The sequence below is a fragment of the Brevibacterium yomogidense genome (assembly GCF_016107685.1).
GTDB lineage: Bacteria > Actinomycetota > Actinomycetes > Actinomycetales > Brevibacteriaceae > Brevibacterium > Brevibacterium yomogidense.
The window spans coordinates 18,017-36,485 of sequence record NZ_JABASY010000007.1; the positions used below are offsets into that span (position 1 = coordinate 18,017).

Sequence of the window (18,469 nt, forward strand, 5' to 3'; positions counted from 1 at the left end):
CCTGTGTGCTGTCGTTTCAGCGTGGTTGAGGGGTCTCGGCAAGGAGTTGTGAGGCGTGTTCCCGCATGGACGCGATGAAGCGCTCCTCCGAGAATGCATCAGCATGGTCCCGGATCCGGAACGCATCCCAAATCGTATCGTTCGAGCGCAGCACTGCACGGGCGATGGCGTCGGGAGTGCTGACGTCGAAGAAGCGCCCGTTGACCGACTCGACGACCGTGTCGAGGTAACCCCCTGCGCGCAATGCGATGACAGGTGTGCCGTACGAGTTGGCTTCGAGCGGAGTCAGACCGAAGTCTTCGAAGCTCGCCGCGATGAGTGTGCGCGCGTGGGCGTAAGCCCAGCGCATCTGGGCATCGGAGACGCCTTCCGCGAACGCCACATTCGTGGGGGCGACGGACCGGAGCGCGTCCTTCTCCGGCCCGCTCCCGATGACCAGCAGGTTCTCATCGGGGAGCAGGCTGAAAGCGCGGACAGCTTTGTCGACATTCTTGTACGGCATCAGACGTGACACGACGAGATGGAACGCCGCAGGGGACTCTGCCCACGGGGCCGCCTCGGGCAGAGGTTGCTGGTCACCGGAGGTCTCCACGCCTCCTGGTGGGAAGAGCGGGGGGACGGAGAAGCCGTACACGCGTTTGATCCGGCGCGACACGAGTGACGAATTCGAGAGATAGCGATCGGCCGTCCGCGCAGCAGTCTGGTCCCACCGCACCAGACTGGGCTGCAGTGCAGAGAGGGCAGTGCCCCTGAAAGAGGTGAAGGGGTGCGCACCGAGGTATTCGTCCGCGAGGTACAGCCAGCGGGCCGGGGAGTGGCAGTACACGAGTTTGCGACCGCTCACGGGGAACGCGTGGGCCCACCCGGACGTGCTCACGATGGTGAGGTCCGCGTCGATCGCCATCCGATCGGCGAAGGCCCGGAGAACGGGAAGCGCCTTGCGGTGGTCGCGTCGCAACGGCGTGACGCGATTGAGCGGGGACGTTCTGATGCGGAGGTCCGCGAACTCCGGGTAGGTGCCGTCCCTGTCGTAGAGGAGCGTGTGTATCTCTGCATCGGGGAAGGCCCTCGCGAGGGAGAGGACGACGCGCTCCGCCCCTCCCCGTTGTGTGAGGTAGTCGTGAGCGATTGCTATGCGGGGTCGAATCATAGTGATCCCTCCAGGGTGGCGAGGGTGCGTTCCAACCGTCGCGCGGCGGAATCCGAACTGAAATGATCTTCCCAGCGCTGCCTGTTCTCCTGGATCAGGGCAGCGCGGTCGATCGTGGGCGAATGTGCGGCGACATCGTGGATCAGACGACTGAGGACCGAAACGTCACCGGCTGGGAACATGTACGGGTACGCGGGACCCACGACTTCCGGCAGAGCCCCGTCGTCGCTCACGATGAGAGGAGTACCGGCCGACATCGCTTCTGCCGCAACGAGACCGAAAGCCTCTCGACAGTTGGAGGGAACGACCAAGAGGTCGATCTGGGAGAGGAACCTGGAGGGCTCGGTCCACCCGTGCTGTTCCACCGGGTAGCGAGCAGCAGACAGGGCTGCGGATATGCGGCGTTCCTCTGCACGACTCGCAAACCGTGTGGCGCCTCCGGTGATCAGCCTCACTGGAACGGAGGCGTCGAGGGCTGATAGAGCGCCAAGAAGATCGTGGATTCCCTTGTCCATGGTCAGACGTCCGAGGAAGCCCACGCGCAGTGGTGTCGCGGTGCCCGTGGCCGACGCGGTGGGAGCGGGTAGGACTTGCATGTCGGCAGTCCAATTGGGGAGGACCACGGATCCAGGCACTCGGTCCGCCACGAACTGCGATGGCACGATGATCTGTGAAGCATTGCGGAGTGCGCACCTGACGAGCGGTTGGAGTCGAGGGGCGGGTACCTGGTGCAGGTGAACGACCCGTCGGGGCATACCCGCCGTGGCGGTCGCCGGCAGGAAACCGTTGGCCCACAGGAGGTCCACCGATGATGCGCACGCCCACGACCGCAGTCGCAGAAGATAGTCGGCACGGCCCGAGGACTTGATGCCCGCGTATCGAAGACCCGATTGGCGCGCGCGAAGAAGCACGTCCGAATGGTGCGAGGGGCCGACGATCACCGGAGTGTGACCGAGCGCGGACAGTTGCTCTGCGACGTTGAAGAGCATGACTTCGCCGCCGCCCAGAGTCCCCTGGTTCGAGAGGAGGGCGATCTTCATGAGCGGAGTCCTTCGTAGAGTTCCTCGATCCTCTCCACCATGTCGGTGACGGACGGCCAGTTGTCGGGAAGGTTCGGACGCACATGTACGTCTTCTGCCTGCTCGCGAATGCGGGTGATCAGGTCTGCGGGAGACCCGTCGGAGAGTGAGTGGCGAGGAAGGATCTCCCGGTTCCCCCCTACGTCGGTGGCGACAGTCCCCAGCCCCCGAGCGGTGGCGTCCAAGAGCGAGTAGGAGCAGTTCTCCCACTCGGAGAGTTGAACGAGCACGTCGTGCGTGTCGAGCGCGTCCGAGGCGTCGACGAATCCGGGGAAACGAACCGCCGTCTCCACTCCCAGGTCGATGGCCTGACGGAGCAGGTCGTTCCGCATGTCGCCGTCCCCGGCGACGGTCAACGACCACGACGGGTCTTCGGCGTGGAGAGCCGCGAAGGCTTCGAGGAGACGATCGATCCGCTTCTCCGGTGCGAGCCGCGAAAGGCTCAGGATGCGGTGCCCTGGTCGGTGATGACGTGCGTGCGTGTCGACCCCGTTGTGAATGACATGGAGGGGAGTCGGGGCCTTCCACTGCCGCTTCATTTCGTCTGCCGTCGACTGCGACACAGCGATCGCGGCAGAGAACCGACGGAGACGGGCCGCATGGACGCGGGGGGTGGTAGCGCGCCGTAAGCGTGAAGGGTGGTACAGGCCCGCTGCTCCTGCGATGCCGTGTTCGGTCGTCACACGGTGCACCCCGCGACGTAGAGGTGTGGCAGCGAGGACCACGTCGGCGAAGGCGAGGTGTGAGTGCACGATTGCTGGTCGGAGAGTGCGCACCACGCGCCTGAGGGAGCGGCCCGCACGCAGCGGCCCGGCTTCCGTCCCCACGTCCGTGACGACCACGGGTACACCCGAGGAACGGAGAATATCCCCGGCGGGGCCCGGGGGCACGATGAACACCAGCCGATGCCTCGTCATGCCGGCCTGGGCGACGTCGAGCGCATGGCGAAGGACACCGCCGGTGTCAGCCACCGGCAGGTACCACGCAACGAGAGCGCGGGGCATCACTGTGTCCCCACCTCGTCGACGATCATGCGGACCACGGCATCGGGGTCACGAGGTGCGAGCGACTCATCCAGTCGTGTGGGGCTGTCCGGCCAACGTCCGATCTGATAGCGGGTCCAGAATTCTTCCACCCATTGGGGAGCGGGGGCGGCATAGCCGAAAGTGCGCTGACCGGCAACGGCGGCCTCGAGGAGGCCCGTCGAGAACATGCCGACGACGGGGCCGTTCCATTCCGACAGCGGCGAGGGACTCGTGTCGATTTCCACACCTGCGACGCGGAGAGCGGAATGGGCGGCATGTGACAGCTGCGAGGTCTCCGAAGGGTGCGGCCTGTAGAGGGCACCGGTGTCGCGGCAGAACTCCAGCGCAGATCTGATCTTGACGGACCAGCTCAGTTCCGCGCCGTGCATCTGCCCGAGGAAGAGCGGCCGATCCGTATCGGGTGCAGCCGAAGATGCTGTGCTCTCTGCGCGGGCGGACGACAGCATGTGCGATCCGACTGCGGTCGCATGTGCGTCAGAGCGGTCAGCGGTCCAGAACGCAGCGTCGTCGCTACTCCAGGCCAGCAGACGTGCCCCGTGTGGAAGGGGAGGCGCGAACGGGGTGAGGAGACCGTGTTGGAGGACGAAGAAGCGGCTGTTCCGGCGTCGGGAGAGACGCCACAGGGCGGAACCCGTGGCGGCGTAGTGTCCGATGCCGATGACGGCTCCCGCGGACACGTCCTCTGCGGTCACCACGCGGGCCTCGCCCGTGACTGAGTGACGCAATCGGGTGTCGCCGCTGTCCACCACCGTGACTGTGGCACCAGCTCCCTGCAACCGGTCGACGACGTCGTGGAACGTGCGCACGGTCGAGGGATTCACCGTATCGAAGGCGACGATCACGTCGGCGTCGTCAGGGCCGGTGGCAAACAGTGGGAGACTCGAGCGCGCTCGCCCTCCGGGCGCACGCAGGCGTCCTGCGAAACGGCTGAGTCGGCGACGACTGTTCTGCCATCGCGTCCACGCGGCGAGGTCAGTGGGAAAGGCAAGTCCCTGTATTGGAACAGTCACCGTGATGCCTGCCTGATCGTCTGAAGCTCGTCTCGAACGATCGACAGTGGGCGCACCTCGGGGTTCCTCGCCCGTCGGAGCGTGTTCACCGCAAGGTTCGCGAACGACGCGGCCGTCAGGCCCGCGCAGAGCATACGGGCACTGGTCCACTTGCGTGCGTAGACGAATCTGGACCGTGTCACCCACAGCCGACGCTTGGCGGAATCCGTGGACCCACCGCCTTCGTGCACCAGTGTGATACGACCGATGCGGACACGGGGGATCCCTACAAGGGAAAGGCGCAGCTGCAGGTCGACTTCTTCGCTGTTCATGTGGAACGATTCGTCGAGTCCGCCGACCGCGTGGAACCAATCCGTCGGAAGAAGCAGGCATGCACCCACCAGCCAGTCGACGGGACTGTCATCCGTTCCGAGAGCCGTCATGTCGTGCCCGACGGCACGATGAAGCGCCGGCACATGGCGGAACCGAGCGAGCGGACTGAGCCACTCGACCACGTGATGTGACGGCTGTTGGAAGCGACGTGCCGAAAACGACTCGGTGCCCTTCTCGTCCACCATCCGAGGACCCGTGACAGCCGGCATCCACGGGAGGGACATCGCCACGAAATCGTCGATGAATCCATACGGAAGCTGGATGTCGGAGTTCAGGACGAGCATGAGAGGTGTTGTGACGAGCTCCGCCCCTGAGTTCACTGCAGCTCCGAAACCGCCGTTCCGTTCACGACGAGTGACGCGAACGCCTCTGTATCCGGTGGGAAACGCCACCGGCGATTCGTCGTCCGCGACGATGATCCGCTCTGCCTGCAGACCGTCGTCGATGAGGAAGTCGATGAGCGGGGTCGTCTCGTCGGGGTCTCCGTAGAAGGGGATGACGACAGAGACCTCAGAAGGTGCTTGAGTCACTTCTTGCGGCCCTGCCGTGCACGCGCTTCACGGCGAGACGACGGAGGCGCGGCAGCGGCAGCAGCGGTGGACGTGGGTGCGGCAGTCGCTGCGCTCACGTGTCGATTGTGGGGAGTCGCTGCGACCACAGGGACCGCGCCCGTGGGCGGTTCGTTGTGCGGTGTATCAGAACTCGCCGGGATGCCGGGTGAACGATACGCGGGGACGGGCCGGACGGCAGGTTGCGTGATCTCTCCGACGCTTCCGGTCTTCGACGCCTTCATACGCGTCTTCTTATCGTCCCCGTAGTAGTACCCCTTCTGGTACTTGCCGTATCCGTACCCGTATTCGGCATCGCCATAGACGAGTCGACCGATAGCCTTGGTGGAGGCCTTGTTGAGCACCGTGCCGAGGACGGGGGAGCCCACCTTGTCGAGGTTTCCGATCGCACGCGTGAGGTGCTCTTGAGTCGTTTCGCCGGCGTGGACGACGACGATCGCACCGTCGGTGTGGACACTCAGCAGCACAGCGTCGGTGACAGGCAGGAGAGGCGGCGCATCGATGATGACGAGCGCTTCTGCGCTGAGTCGTTCGATGACGTCCTTCATCTTGCGCGACCCCAGCAGCTCGGAGGGGTTGGGCGGCAGCTGCCCGGCAGGGATGACGAAGAGCCCTTCGACGGGCGTCGCGGTGATCACCTGCGAAAGGTCGACGCTGCCGGCCACAGCCTGCGTGAGGCCGACGGTCCCGTCCACCTTGAAGGAGTGATGAACGGTGGGACGGCGGAGGTCTGCGTCGACCAGGACTACCCGCTGTCCGGATTCGGCGACGACTCGTGCGAGGTTGCCCGCGATCGTGGACTTGCCTTCGCCCTGGAACGACGACGTGATGACGATGGCCCGCGGAGGGCTGTCGACGTTGACGTAGCGCAGGTTCGTGCGGAGCTTGCGAAGTGCTTCACGTGCCGCGAAGTCGTCGGGTTCGTCCATGAGCCCGTCTTCACGCTTGACGGCCGGGGCCGATGGGAGGACTGCGAGGTTCGGGTGGTCGGTGATCGCTTCGAGGTCGCGGGTTGTGCGGATACGCGTATCGATCCGGAACCGGTAGTACGCGACGCTGTAGCCGAGCAGCAGGCCGATCCCCGCGCCGGACATGATGAACATGGAGAAGTTCGGGGCGACGGGGGCGCCGGGCAAGCCCGCGGTCTGGTACGGCTCAAGCCGCACGGGCGGGTTGTCGGTGAGCTCCCCACCGTTGTTCATCTTGATGGCCTCTTCCGCCACTGCCTCGACTGCCGCGTTGGCCCGTTGCTGCGCCTTGTCTGCGGTGTCCGCCTGCGCTGTCACCGTGATGATCGGGAGGTTCGGGTCGACTGTCGCGGACAGCGATCCGACGATGGCTCCTGCGCTGTCATCCGAGTCAGTGCGTTCTGCAACGCCTTCGGCTACCGCCTGCGTGCTGAAGAGTGGGATGTACGACTCTGCCTGGGAGACGGATTGAGTATTGATGTTGTTGATGCCCGTGACGTCGCCCGCAGAGTTCGCGGTGACGACGTAGCCCAATGCGGACGCTTGGAACACTTGTGGACGGGTGAGTGCGATGCCGAAAGCGACGATTGCGCCGACGATTGCACATGCAGCGATGAGGATGGCATGGCGAATCGTCATACGCAGGAAGTCAGAGACTGTCATCGAGCTCTCTCCATCACGGAAACAGAAGGGGGTGAACCCTTATCCTACCGTGGTCGAACCGCTGATCTGCGTGACACGTACGACTGCGCCGCGAAAAGTGACTCACTGGTAGGGCGGTAAGGTGTGTCTGCAGACTCTGTCGAAAGCAAGAGGTGATCGCTGTGCCAGCATTGGTCGTCGTGGGTGCCCAGTGGGGCGACGAGGGCAAAGGGAAGACGACCGACATCCTCGGGACTCGCGTCGACTACGTTGTGAAGCCCAACGGTGGCAACAATGCAGGCCACACCGTCGTCGTCGGCGGTGAGAAGTACGAGCTGAAGCTTCTGCCGGCAGGCATCCTCTCGCCGAACGTCACACCGGTGATCGGCAACGGTGTGGTGGTCAACCTCGAAGCGCTGTTCGAGGAGATCGACATGCTCGAGTCACGTGGTGCTGACACGTCGAAGCTGCGCGTCTCTGCCGATGCGCACCTCGTGGCTCCCTATCACCAGGTGCTCGACAAGGTCACCGAACGCTTCCTGGGCAAGCGGGCGATCGGCACGACTGGACGCGGCATCGGGCCGGCGTACTCGGACAAAGCGGGCCGGCTCGGCATCCGGGTGCAGGACCTGTTCGACGAGTCGATCCTCCGGCAGAAGGTCGAAGGGGCGCTCAAGCAGAAGAACGAACTTCTGGTCAAGGTGTACAACCGTCGCGCGATCATCACGGATGAGATCGTCGACTACTTCCTGTCCTTCGCGGAACGACTCGAACCGTATGTCGCAGACACGTCACGCCTCGTGAATGAGGCGTTGGACCGGGGCGAGCTCGTCGTCATGGAAGGTGGCCAGGCGACGATGCTCGACGTCGACCACGGCACGTATCCGTTCGTCACCTCGTCGAACCCCACCGCAGGCGGCGCGTGTGTGGGCGCTGGGATCGGGCCAACCCGGATCAACCGCGTGGTTGGAATCGTCAAGGCGTACACGACCCGCGTCGGTGCAGGGCCGTTCCCGACAGAACTGTTCGACGAGATGGGTGAGCACCTGCAGACGAAGGGCGGCGAATTCGGCGTCAACACGGGCCGTCCGCGGCGCTGCGGCTGGTACGACGCCGTGGTCGCGCGCTATGCCGCACGGGTGAACGGCTTCACCGACTACGTCCTCACGAAGCTCGACGTCCTGTCGGAACTCGAGCAGATCCCAGTCTGCGTTGCATACGACATCGACGGAGAGCGTGTCGACGACATGCCGATGACGCAGACCGGATTCCACCATGCTCAGCCGATCTTCGAGTACTTCGACGGCTGGCAGGAGGACATCACGGGCGCGCGGACGTTCGACGACCTGCCGAAGAACGCTCAGGTCTATGTGGAAGCGCTCGAAGCGCTGTCAGGGTGCCGCATCTCGGTGATCGGGGTCGGACCGGATCGCGAGCAGTCGATCGTCCGTCACGACTTGATCGACTGACCGCCTCCCCGCTTCTTCGACCGCGCCGGCTGTGTAGCGAGGGGCCGAAGGTCGGAGCCTTCTTCTTCCATCCGCTTGACGAGGCCCGCGTCGGTCCGCTCCGACTGCATCGCGTAGGCCATCGCAAGCCCCCAGAAGAGGGTGAAGAAGACCTCTCCCAACCGTGAGGCGCAGAGAAGGATCGCGACCGCGAGCGCTTGGGCGACGAGCTGGTCCCGGCTCATGAGCGATTTGAAGGGTCGACCCATGGCAAAGAGTGTGAGGAGCAGGACGAGGATCAGCCAGGGGTAGCCTCCTTCGACTTGGGCAGTCCAGAACGAGTTGTGGAAGAACCACGTCCGATCGTCCAGGTAGACGTATGCCTCGCCCAGACCGTTGCCGTACCACGGAGCTTCGTTGACCTTGATCTCTGATGCGGCATCGATGCGGTTGCGGAGAATGTCCGAACCCTGGCGATCTTCGAACGCCCCAGCCTGTGCGAAATTGTTCTCGATGTACTCGATGACCCAGAACATGCCTAGCGCGAGTGCCCATTTCACGATGTTCGGAAGTTTGGGCGACAGCACGATCCACAAGGCGGCGAAGGCGAATGCCGCCATCGAGGTGCGCGATCCCGTGAGGTAGAGGGCTCCCATGGCTCCTGCGGCGGCGAGCCCCTGGCTCACGCGTGTCTTCTGGTAGGCGAAGAAAAGTACTCCCAGAACACAGTAGGCGAGCCCTGCGACGTTCTTGTCGCTGATGAAGCCGGTGAGAAATTCTCCATAGCTGTCTGAATAGGCGAGGCCGAAGACGTAGTTGGCCGGAACGTTCAGCACGAGCGCAGCCGCAAAGCCGTAGACCGTCGCTTTGAGGTTGATCCGGTCCGTTGCGAGGCAGTAGGCGTAGACAGTCGTCGCGGCGATACGCAGGAGCCGCATCTTCCATTCGGAGGCGTCCGGTGTGGATACCGCTGTCGCAGAGACGATGGCGATGAAGATGAAGCCGCCAGCGAACACCGGGACGAGGTTCCTCGTCACCCGCAGCTGATGGGCAGGTGTACGGAAGAACGCGATGAACACGAGGACACCGATGAGCAGTTCCTGCGTCGGCACACCGCCCACCGTCGGCACCAGACCGGCGAGCACGATGAGAGCGAACCCCGACAGGAAGTCGAACAGGTTGAGATCCCCTACGTCTTTGGCTCCGCTCCTCACCCCGTGGATCAGACGGGACCCAGAGAGCCGCGACGATGATACGTCGAGTGTTCCGTCGTCAGTCGTGGGGTGCTCCGCGTTCATGTACCTTCCCAGTGAGCGCAGGCCGTGAATGCCGCGGGCTCATCGATGCGAAAACCGAGTGTGCGTCCCGAGTGTAGCTGTACGCGAGCCAGTCTTTGAGCCTCACCGGTCAGCCGAACTGGTGAGGCAGAGTCCCGTTGTGAGCCTGCGCGAGTTCGTCCAGGCCGATCGTGAAGTGGTCGACGAACTCCAGGCTGTTCGGGTGGTCCTCGTCTCCCACATCCGTCATCCCGATACGGACGAACGGGAAGCCGCGGGCTGTGCACATGTCGGAGAACCGGACTTCTTCGCTGCGTGGCACCGCCACGATTGCACGTGCGGTGGATTCGGAGAAGAGGGCAGTGAAGAGGTCGATCCCATCACGCTCCAGCAGTTCCGTCACCCAGATCCGTGCCCCGGCGCCCCAGCGCAGGGACGATTCGACAATGGCCTGTGCCAGGCCGCCTTCGGAGAGATCGTGGGCGGCGTCGATCATCCCATCGCGGGAAGCGTTGATGAGGATCTCTGCGAGCTCACGTTCGGCCTCAGGACGGTACCGTGGCGGTACACCACCCAGGTGGCCGTGCACGACGTCCGCCCACGCGGAACCGTCCAGTTCGTCTCCGGTGGTCCCCAACAGGTAGATGGTCTGGCCCGGCAGACGCCATCCGCTGGGAATGGCACGACCGACGTCGTCGAAGACGCCCAGGACTCCCACGACCGGAGTGGGGAGGATCGCCGTGGTTCCCGTCTGGTTGTACATGGACACATTGCCGCCGGTCACCGGGATCCCGAAGTCCAGGCAGGCCGACGACAGGCCTTCGACCGTCTGCGCGAACTGCCACATGATCTCCGGATCCTCCGGGGAGCCGAAGTTCAGGCAGTCCGTCACGGCCAGAGGTCGAGCCCCTGACGTCGCGACGTTGCGGTGTGCTTCGGAAAGAGCGAGTTTGGCGCCTTCTGCGGGATCGAGGAAGCAGTAGCGACCGTTCGCGTCCGTTGCCAGTGCGATGCCGCGTCCGCTCTGCTCGTCGACGCGGATGACACCCGCGTCATCGGGGAACGCGAGCGCGGTATTGCCCTGCACGTATCGGTCGAACTGCTGTGTGATCCAGTCCTTCGAGCACAAGTTCGGTGAAGCCGCCAGGGTGAGGACCGTCTCGCGCAGTTCGTCGTCCGTGGCGGGCTTCGTCAGGCCTGCGGCGGCCACGGTGTTCTTCTGCGTGGATTCGGTCCAGCTGGGGGTCTCGAAGGGGCGCTCGTACACCGGTCCATCGTGTGCCACAGACCGCGGCGGAACATCAACGATGACATCGCCGTGCCACTCGATCACGAGCCGCCCTGTGTCGGTCACTTCGCCCAGCACACTGGCTTCGACTTCCCACTTGCCCGTGATGGCGAGGAACTCATCCAGTTTGTCCGGGCGGACAACTGCCATCATCCGCTCCTGGGACTCCGACATGAGGATCTCTTCAGGAGTCAGAGTCGGGTCGCGCAGGAGGACGTCCTCCAGCGTGATGTGCATGCCGCCGTCGCCGTTCGACGCCAGTTCCGATGTCGCACAGCTGATACCTGCGGCACCGAGGTCCTGGATTCCTTCGACGGTGTCTGCGTGGAAGAGTTCAAGGCAGCATTCGATGAGGACCTTCTCTGCGAAGGGGTCGCCCACCTGGACCGCAGGGCGCTTCGACGGCTTCGAGTCGTCGAACGATTCGGAGGCGAGGATCGACGCACCGCCGATCCCGTCACCACCTGTCCGTGCACCGAACAGGACGACCTTGTTGCCCTTGCCGGAAGCGTTCGCCAGGCGGATGTCTTCGTGCCGGAGCACGCCGACGGCGAGTGCATTCACGAGGGGGTTGCCCTGGTAGCTGGGATCGAAGACCGTCTCTCCGCCGATATTGGGGAGGCCGAGGCTGTTCCCATAGCCGCTGATACCGCCGACCACACCGGGGAGGACCCGTGCGGTGTCCGGGTGATCGATCGCACCGAACCGCAACTGGTCCATGACGGCCACCGGTCGTGCCCCCATGGAGATGATGTCGCGGACGATACCGCCCACACCGGTGGCGGCACCCTGATACGGCTCGACGTAGCTGGGGCTGTTGTGACTCTCGACCTTGAACGTCACCGCCCAGCCGTCACCGATGTCGACGACGCCGGCGTTCTCTCCGATGCCGACGAGTAGGTTCTTCTTCATGTCGTCCGTGACGTTGTCCCCGAACTTGCGGAGATGAACCTTGGAGGACTTGTAGGAGCAGTGCTCGGACCACATGACCGAATACATCGCGAGTTCGGCGGAAGTGGGGCGACGCCCCAGAACGTCGCGGATCTTCAGGTACTCATCGTGCTTCAGTCCCAGTTCTGCGAAGGGCTGTTCCACGTCCGGATTCTGGGCGGCGAACTCGACGGTCTCCTTGACCCTCTTGTCCGACGAAGCTCCGGGAGAAGCGGTAGTGGTCATCGCAGTTGAACGCCCTTTCGGCCGAGGCTCCAGTCTGGGTATGCCTCCATCGTAGCCGCATGCCGACCGATAGAATCGCGCCCATGGCCGTACCCAAGATCGTCCTCTTCTATGTCTTCACTCCATTGGCGGATCCCGACGCCGTTCGTCTGTGGCAGCACGCGCTGGCGGAGCGTCACGGATTGACCGGCAGGGTGATCGTGTCCTCGCAGGGGATCAACGCCACCCTGGGCGGGGATGTGTGGGATCTCAAGCAATACGCCAAGGGCACCCGGTCGTACAAGCCTTTCAACAGTGCGGACTTCAAGTGGTCCAACGGCACGGGGAATGACTTCCCGCGCCTCAGCGTGAAGGTGCGCCCCGAGCTGGTGACGTTCGATGCGTCAGACGACATCGTCGTCACGGAGGACGGAGTGCAAGGCGGGGGAGCTCATCTGAAGCCGGGCGCACTGCATTCGCTGATCGAGGAACGGGGCGACGATGTCGTCTTCTTCGACGGTCGCAACGCGATGGAAGCAGAGATCGGCAGATTCAAGGATGCCGTGGTCCCAGACGCCGACACCACCCGGGACTTCCTCGACGAACTTGAGTCAGGTCGGTTTGACCATCTCAAGGACAAAGCGGTCGTCACGTACTGCACCGGCGGCATCCGCTGCGAGGTGCTGAGTGTGCTGATGCGCAATCGTGGCTTCCAGGAGGTGTATCAACTGGAGGGCGGGATCGCGAAATACGGCGAAGCCTTCGGCAATTCCGGCTTGTGGGACGGCTCGCTGTACGTCTTCGACAATCGCATGCACATGGAGTTCGGCGACGGCGCCGAATCCTTGGGCAGCTGCACTGAATGCGGCGGGCGGACGCCTCTGTTCGTCAACTGCACGAACGGCTCGTGCCGCACACAGTTCCTCAAGTGCGAGGACTGCACCGCCGCTGCGGACGAACACCTGTGTACAGACTGCTCGGTGACACGAGCGGACTGCGCGTCTCTCACCGGCCGAACAGGCGCTTGAAGAAGCCCTTCTTCTCTTCCGGCTCCGCGGGCTTCTCCGCAGGCTCCGCAGGTGCTTGAGGTTCGATAGGCTCGGAGGGTTCGACCGCATCGGGTTGCCCGCTGTCGTCCGCAGCTCCTGCACGAGCAGGTGCGGGCTCCGGCACGCCCCGCTCGTCGGCTGCAGCATCCTCAGCCGATACCGGTGGCGTCTCTTCGAGGACCGGCTCGTCCGCATCGTCGTACGCCACCCCGAACACGGCGGTTCCTGCAACGGGTCCCACCGCGGCGAACTGCTCCGCGGCTTCGCCCTCCAGCGGCTGATGCGCCTGGCAGGAGGCGATCCGCTCTTCCTCGTCGAACGTCACGTCAGCGGAACCGTCCGCGCAGAGGATCCTCACCCCGCCGTCCGGCAGCGCCGCAGTGCGCAGGCCCCTCAGTTCGGCATATGCCGCCAAGGCGGCGCGGTGATCGGAGAGCTCCAGACCTGTGATGCCGGACGCGATGGCGCGCACCACCGGCTTGAGCTCCGGCTCAGTGCTCGCCAACCGTTCGTCGTCGACCAGGACCCACACCGTCGTCCCGCCGCCCGCGGCCACCGGGTAGTGCGCCCACGCACCCGTGACGGCCTTCGCCGCGAGAGTGAGCGCGAGCGGAAGGTCCTTCGATTCGATCGGCAGCTCCGCGTCCGTGAGCGCGGTGATGCCATGAGCGGCGCCGTGGTCGCGGACGCGGGCGGAAAGGGCGACGACCGGATCGGGAAAGCCGTTGAGGTTGTCCCACCCCCAGTGCCACGTCTTCTCCGCCCGCCGGTCGACCGACGACCCGATCATGTGCGGACGGAAGGTGATCGGGTCGTCACCGGTGAAGCGCAAGCGCGGCGCGGCAGAGAAGTCGACGTCGAAGTCGCTTCCTGCGATGAGTGCGCCGAACCTCTGCTGGACCTCCGCAGACAGGAACGCCGCACGGTCGACCAGGGTCTGGAGGGATTCGCTCATGCGTCCCACCCTAGTGGAGCGGCCCGGTCACGCGGAGAGAAGGCTCCGCAGCGCAGACGTGAAGAAGCCCTGTCCGTCCACACCTGCACGCATGCCGTTCGCGGAGTCGGTGCCGAAGCCCGCTTCGACCGCGTGTTCCGGGTGCGGCATGAGACCCACGACGTTGCCGCGCGCATTGGTGATGCCCGCGATGTCGCGCTGCGAGCCGTTCGGGTTGAAGCCGTGGTAGCGGGCGACCACCAGTCCTTCATCCTCGAGCTGATCCAGCGTCGCCGGATCCGCGACGAAGCCGCCCTCACCGTTCTTCAGCGGGATCGTGATGGTCTCACCCGTGCTGTAGTCACGGGTCCACGTCGTGTCCGTGTTCTCCATGACCAGTTCCTGGTCGCGGCAGATGAAGCGCTGGTGGTCGTTGCGGATGAGAGCGCCGGGCAGCAGGTGCGATTCGCACAGCACCTGGAAGCCGTTGCAGATGCCCAGGACCGGCATGCCGCCCTTCGCCGCGTCGACCACCGCAGTCATGAGCGGTGCGAACCGGGCGATCGCTCCGCACCGCAGGTAGTCGCCGTAGGAGAACCCGCCGGGCAGGATGACCGCGTCGACGTCCGACAGCGAATCGTCGCCGTGCCACAGGGGCACCGCCTGCGCCCCGGACAGCGTCACCGCGCGCAGGGCGTCGCGGTCGTCGAGCGTGCCGGGGAACTGGACGACACCCACGCGCAGCGCGTCAGCCCCGGGGATCGCCCCGCCGTCGCCGCGGTCCCCCACCAGGGGGGCCGCCGTCGCCATCGCCACGCGGGCGCTCATCGGTCGTCTTCCTCGGCATCCGCAGCGCGGACAGAGACGACGTCCTCGATGACGGGGTTGGACAGGAGCGAGGCCGCCGCTTCGCGCGCGTTCTCGAGCGCCTGGGCGGTCACCTCGCCTTCGACGGTGAGGTGGAAGAGCTTGCCCTGCCGGACGTCGGTGAAGCCGGTGAGTCCCAGCCGTTCCAGTCCTGTCCCGATGGCCTTGCCCTGAGGGTCAAGGATCTCTGGCTTGGGCATCACTTCGACGACGATGCGACCCATGCGCGCGTGCTCCTTAGCGGTGGAATGACGAGTGTGCTCACAGTCTAGTCCGGGGGCGGGCCGGTGCGTGCACGTGCTCAGAACGTGCGGTCCAGCCGTCCGTCGACGCGTCGTCCCGCGGCCGAGGCCGCTTCGACGCCTGAGGCGACCAGCTTCTCCGCCACGGGCCGCGGAAGCACCCGGATCGCCGCGTCGATGGTGTCACCGACCCGTTCGACGGACTCCGCGGTGATGAGCCGGGCTTCGGCGTCCACGATGCGGTTCCAGAGTGAGGGTTCGGGGACTGCCGCGGGACTGCTGTCGTGGGCCGCTGCGAAGGCGCGGGGGTGCTTCGCGTCGAAGAGTCGTCTGGCGGCACCGGAGTAGAAGGCGCGCTTCATCCGCAGCGCCGTGCTCACGGCCGCGGCGTGGTGGACGGTCTCCGTCTCCGGCACCAGCCGGACCGGGATCCCCGCGTCATGCAGGCGGTACCCGTAGTCGACGTCCTCCCAGCCGTAGGCGCGGTAGTCGCTGTCGTACGGTCCCACACGGTCGAAGGTCTCGCGCGTCACGGAGCAGTTGCCGGCCCAGTAGTTCCAGTGCTCTGAGACCGGGCGCGCATACGCCTCCGCACGGAACAGCTCATCGCGCGGGATGCCGTACACCCGCGCGTAGGGGGTGTCGCTGAAACGGTTGCGCGGCAGGCCGACGACTCCTCCCTGCTCGCTGTGTGCGTCGATGTGAGCGCTGATGTGAGCGCTCACGTAGCCGGGTGCCGGTTCGAAGTCGTCGTCGCAGCGGATGAGGACCCGCCCCCGAGCCTCTCCGAAGCCCGCATTCAGCGCCGCGACCCGTCCGCGGTTCTCCGGGAACTCGATGACGGACAGTCTGTCGCCGTAGGACCGCGCAAAGCGTGCGACCGCTTCCCGCGACCGGTCGATGTCACCGTCGAGGACGATGATGACCTCGAAATCGTCACGGTCCTGTCGGAAGAGGGCACCCAGCAGGACGGGAAGGTGCCGGGCTCCGCCGCGCGACGGCACGACGACGCTCGCGGCACGCGCGAACTCTGTCGTCACGCCGGGAACTCGCGGCCCGTGAGCCGCGTGAACGCATCGATGTACCGTTCCCGGGTCCGGGCGACGACCTCGGCGGGAAGCTCCGGCGGCGGCACGTCGCCGGACTTGTCCCACCCGGACGCCTCGGAGGTCAGCCAGTCGCGCACGAACTGCTTGTCGAAGCTGTCCTGCGACTCACCGGCAGTGAAGGTCTCCGCGTCCCAGAACCGGGAGGAATCGGGGGTGAGGACCTCGTCGCCCAGGACGACCGCACCGTGCTCGTTGCGGCCGAACTCGAACTTCGTGTCCGCGAGGATGATCCCCCGCTCCGCCGCGATCTCCCGCGCCCTCTCGAACACCTGCAGCGTGAGGTCCCGCAGCAGTGCGGCGTCCACGGCACCCAGCATGTCGACGGTGCGGTCGTAGTCGATGTTCTCGTCGTGGTCGCCCACCGCCGCCTTCGTCGCGGGCGTGTAGACCGCAGGCTCCAGCGGGCTCGCCTCACCCAGGCCGTCCGGCAGCGCGTTGCCGCACACGGATCCCGTCGCCCGGTAGTCGGCCAGACCGGACCCGGTGAGGTGGCCGCGCGCCACGCATTCCACCGGGAACATGTCCAGACGGTTGCAGATCATGGCGCGGCCGGCGACCTCCGCCGGCACGTCGACGCTCACCACGTGGTTGCCCACGAGGTCCGCCAACTGGTCGAACCACCACAGGCTCAGTCCCGTGAGCACCTTGCCCTTGTCCGGGATCGGGGTGGGCAGCACCCAGTCGTACGCGCTGATCCGGTCGGAGGCGACCATGAGCACCTCGTCGGCCTTCGCGAGCGACCGCACGCCCGTGCGGATGTAGAGGTCGCGGACCTTGCCCGAATACGCGTGCACCCAGCCCGGGACCTCCGGAGGGGTTGCGGAGGCAGCAGCCGGTGCTGCCGGTTCCGAAGTCGCCGTCGCGGCCGCGCCCGGCGCGTCACCCGGTGGTGTGGATCCCGCGCCCGAGGTCGTGGGCACCGTGATCTCCCCGCGCTCCGCCCGCAGTGCGATGTCGGAGCGGAACTGCACGCCCTCCCAGTCGATGAGGCGCGCCGCTTCGTAGGCGCGGGAGCGGGCGGCTGCGAGGTCGTCACCCAGCGCGACGACGGACAGCACGCGGCCGCCGCTCGTGACGAACTCGCCGTCGTCCCCCTTCGCGGTCCCCGCGTGGAGGACGTCGACACCCTCGAGCGCCAGCGCTTCCTCGAGACCCGCGATCGGGTCGCCGGTGCGCGGTGCGCCGGGATAGTTCCCGGCGGCGAGCACGACCGTCACCGCAGGGCGCGGATCCCAGTCGAGTGCGGGGTGGTCCGCCAGCGTGCCCTGCGCCGCGGCGAGCAGCAGGCCGCCCAGCGGGGTGCGCAGCCGGGCGAGCACCGACTGCGTCTCCGGATCGCCGAACCGGACGTTGAACTCGATGACGCGCATCCCGTGCGACGTGAGGGCGAGGCCGCAGTACAGGAGCCCCACGAACGGGCTGCCGCGACGGGCCATCTCGTCGACGACCGGCTGCGCGACCCGTGCGACGACGTCGTCCGAGAGCCCGTCCGGCACCCAGTCCAGCGGCGAGTACGCACCCATACCGCCGGTGTTGGGGCCGCTGTCGCCGTCGCCGATCCGCTTGAAGTCCTGCGCGGGAGACAGGGGGACCACGGAGGTGCCGTCGCAGACCGCGAAGAGCGACACCTCGGGCCCGTCGAGGTACTCCTCGATGACCACGCGGTCCGCCACGGTGAGGCAGCTCTCCGCGTGGGACAGCGCCTCGGCGCGGTCATCGGTGACGACGACGCCCTTGCCGGCAGCCAGACCGTCGGCCTTGACGACGTAGGGGGCGCCGAACCTGTCCAGGGCGTCCGCGGCCTCGGCGGGGGTCGTCGCGGCGACCGCCTGCGCGGTGGGCACACCGGCGGCCTCCATGACCTCCTTCGCATACGTCTTGGAACCCTCGAGCGTCGCGGCCTCCTGCCCGGGGCCGAACACCGGGAACGACGCGTCGCGCAGCGCGTCCGCGACACCCGCGACCAGGGGGGCCTCCGGGCCCACGACGACGAGGTCGATGTCGAGCTCACGCGCTAGCGCGACCGCAGCCTGCGGATCCGTCTGATCAAGGGGACGCGTGTCGCACAGGAGGTCGATGCCCGGGTTGCCGGGAGCGGCGATGACCGCGTCGACCTGCGGGTCGCGGGAAAGGGCAGAGACAAGGGCGTGTTCGCGGGCGCCGGGACCGATGACGAGTACCTTCACGCCCCACAGACTAGTCGGTGTGCACTGCCCGTGAGGGGCACACCGGTTCGAGGGCTAGAATCACCGTGTCCGCATCCC

The 18,469-nt window shown here is 65.9% G+C and carries 15 protein-coding genes; 2 read left to right on the forward strand and 13 right to left on the reverse strand.

All coding sequences use genetic code 11. The features are described 5' to 3' along the window. Positions 1-16: 16 nt before the first annotated feature. From JFC09_RS14725 to JFC09_RS14750, 6 genes are all read right to left on the reverse strand, one after another. Entirely contained in the window at positions 17-1,150 is a 1,134-nt protein-coding gene (locus tag JFC09_RS14725) for a glycosyltransferase (protein WP_198394806.1), read from the reverse strand. Then, the gene (locus JFC09_RS16965; RefSeq protein WP_332839790.1) at positions 1,147-2,190 is read right to left on the reverse strand and encodes a glycosyltransferase family 4 protein; all 1,044 of its coding nucleotides are present in this window, start codon (positions 2,188-2,190) and stop codon (positions 1,147-1,149) included. Before JFC09_RS16965 ends, JFC09_RS14725 begins: the two co-directional genes overlap by 4 nt. Then, positions 2,187-3,233 carry a glycosyltransferase family 4 protein gene (locus JFC09_RS14735; RefSeq protein WP_198394808.1) on the reverse strand — a complete coding sequence of 349 codons (1,047 nt, stop codon included), beginning with the start codon at positions 3,231-3,233 and terminating at the stop codon, positions 2,187-2,189. Before JFC09_RS14735 ends, JFC09_RS16965 begins: the two co-directional genes overlap by 4 nt. Next, entirely contained in the window at positions 3,233-4,096 is an 864-nt protein-coding gene (locus JFC09_RS14740) for a hypothetical protein (RefSeq protein WP_198394809.1), read from the reverse strand. The genes JFC09_RS14735 and JFC09_RS14740 overlap by 1 nt, the downstream gene beginning before the upstream one ends. Before the next feature lie 185 nt (positions 4,097-4,281). Then, on the reverse strand, positions 4,282-5,187 hold the full coding sequence (locus JFC09_RS14745) for a glycosyltransferase family 2 protein (RefSeq protein WP_198394810.1): 906 nt from the start codon (positions 5,185-5,187) through the stop codon (positions 4,282-4,284). Beyond that, complete coding sequence (locus tag JFC09_RS14750; RefSeq protein ID WP_269770548.1) at positions 5,184-6,857, reverse strand: polysaccharide biosynthesis tyrosine autokinase; 1,674 nt, start codon at positions 6,855-6,857, stop codon at positions 5,184-5,186. The genes JFC09_RS14745 and JFC09_RS14750 overlap by 4 nt, the downstream gene beginning before the upstream one ends. 161 nt (positions 6,858-7,018) lie before the next feature. Between JFC09_RS14750 and JFC09_RS14755 the strand changes: the two genes are divergently transcribed. Then, positions 7,019-8,305: an adenylosuccinate synthase gene (locus tag JFC09_RS14755; protein ID WP_198394812.1), complete on the forward strand. Its 1,287-nt coding sequence runs from the start codon at positions 7,019-7,021 to the stop codon at positions 8,303-8,305. On the opposite strand, the gene JFC09_RS14760 is transcribed toward JFC09_RS14755, so the two are convergent. Then, on the reverse strand, positions 8,287-9,498 hold the full coding sequence (locus JFC09_RS14760) for an ABC transporter permease (RefSeq protein WP_198394813.1): 1,212 nt from the start codon (positions 9,496-9,498) through the stop codon (positions 8,287-8,289). The genes JFC09_RS14755 and JFC09_RS14760 overlap by 19 nt on opposite strands. A 193-nt stretch (positions 9,499-9,691) precedes the next feature. After that, entirely contained in the window at positions 9,692-12,025 is a 2,334-nt protein-coding gene (gene purL, locus JFC09_RS14765; protein WP_198394814.1) for a phosphoribosylformylglycinamidine synthase subunit PurL, read from the reverse strand. Between the two features lie 83 nt (positions 12,026-12,108). On the opposite strand from purL, the gene trhO reads away from it, so the two are divergent. Further along, positions 12,109-13,032 carry an oxygen-dependent tRNA uridine(34) hydroxylase TrhO gene (gene trhO, locus JFC09_RS14770; protein WP_198394815.1) on the forward strand — a complete coding sequence of 308 codons (924 nt, stop codon included), beginning with the start codon at positions 12,109-12,111 and terminating at the stop codon, positions 13,030-13,032. On the opposite strand, the gene JFC09_RS14775 is transcribed toward trhO, so the two are convergent. The 5 genes from JFC09_RS14775 to purD all read right to left on the reverse strand — a co-directional run bounded on the left by JFC09_RS14775 (position 13,010) and on the right by purD (position 18,391). Continuing rightward, on the reverse strand, positions 13,010-14,008 hold the full coding sequence (locus JFC09_RS14775; protein WP_198394816.1) for a DUF6882 domain-containing protein: 999 nt from the start codon (positions 14,006-14,008) through the stop codon (positions 13,010-13,012). The genes trhO and JFC09_RS14775 overlap by 23 nt on opposite strands. A 27-nt stretch (positions 14,009-14,035) precedes the next feature. Beyond that, entirely contained in the window at positions 14,036-14,815 is a 780-nt protein-coding gene (purQ, locus tag JFC09_RS14780; protein WP_198394817.1) for a phosphoribosylformylglycinamidine synthase subunit PurQ, read from the reverse strand. Then, positions 14,812-15,078, reverse strand: coding sequence for a phosphoribosylformylglycinamidine synthase subunit PurS (purS, locus tag JFC09_RS14785; protein WP_198394818.1), 267 nt, complete (start codon positions 15,076-15,078; stop codon positions 14,812-14,814). Before purS ends, purQ begins: the two co-directional genes overlap by 4 nt. Positions 15,079-15,155: 77 nt before the next feature. Continuing rightward, a complete protein-coding gene (locus JFC09_RS14790; protein WP_198394819.1) occupies positions 15,156-16,136 on the reverse strand; it encodes a glycosyltransferase family 2 protein in 981 nt (326 codons plus the stop codon). Then, on the reverse strand, positions 16,133-18,391 hold the full coding sequence (gene purD, locus JFC09_RS14795; RefSeq protein ID WP_198394820.1) for a phosphoribosylamine--glycine ligase: 2,259 nt from the start codon (positions 18,389-18,391) through the stop codon (positions 16,133-16,135). The genes JFC09_RS14790 and purD overlap by 4 nt, the downstream gene beginning before the upstream one ends. Positions 18,392-18,469: the final 78 nt, after the last annotated feature.

What these genes read in the sequence shown, in the direction of transcription:
- JFC09_RS14735 (WP_198394808.1), bottom strand. Translation starts at nt 3,233, where the DNA reads ATGCCCCGCGCTCTCGTTGCGTGGTACCTGCCGGTGGCTGACACCGGC.
- trhO (WP_198394815.1), top strand. Translation starts at nt 12,109, where the DNA reads ATGGCCGTACCCAAGATCGTCCTCTTCTATGTCTTCACTCCATTGGCG.
- purS (WP_198394818.1), bottom strand. Translation starts at nt 15,078, where the DNA reads ATGGGTCGCATCGTCGTCGAAGTGATGCCCAAGCCAGAGATCCTTGAC.
- JFC09_RS14725 (WP_198394806.1), bottom strand. Translation starts at nt 1,150, where the DNA reads ATGATTCGACCCCGCATAGCAATCGCTCACGACTACCTCACACAACGG.
- JFC09_RS16965 (WP_332839790.1), bottom strand. Translation starts at nt 2,190, where the DNA reads ATGAAGATCGCCCTCCTCTCGAACCAGGGGACTCTGGGCGGCGGCGAA.
- JFC09_RS14750 (WP_269770548.1), bottom strand. Translation starts at nt 6,857, where the DNA reads ATGACAGTCTCTGACTTCCTGCGTATGACGATTCGCCATGCCATCCTC.
- JFC09_RS14775 (WP_198394816.1), bottom strand. Translation starts at nt 14,008, where the DNA reads ATGAGCGAATCCCTCCAGACCCTGGTCGACCGTGCGGCGTTCCTGTCT.
- purL (WP_198394814.1), bottom strand. Translation starts at nt 12,025, where the DNA reads ATGACCACTACCGCTTCTCCCGGAGCTTCGTCGGACAAGAGGGTCAAG.
- purQ (WP_198394817.1), bottom strand. Translation starts at nt 14,815, where the DNA reads ATGAGCGCCCGCGTGGCGATGGCGACGGCGGCCCCCCTGGTGGGGGAC.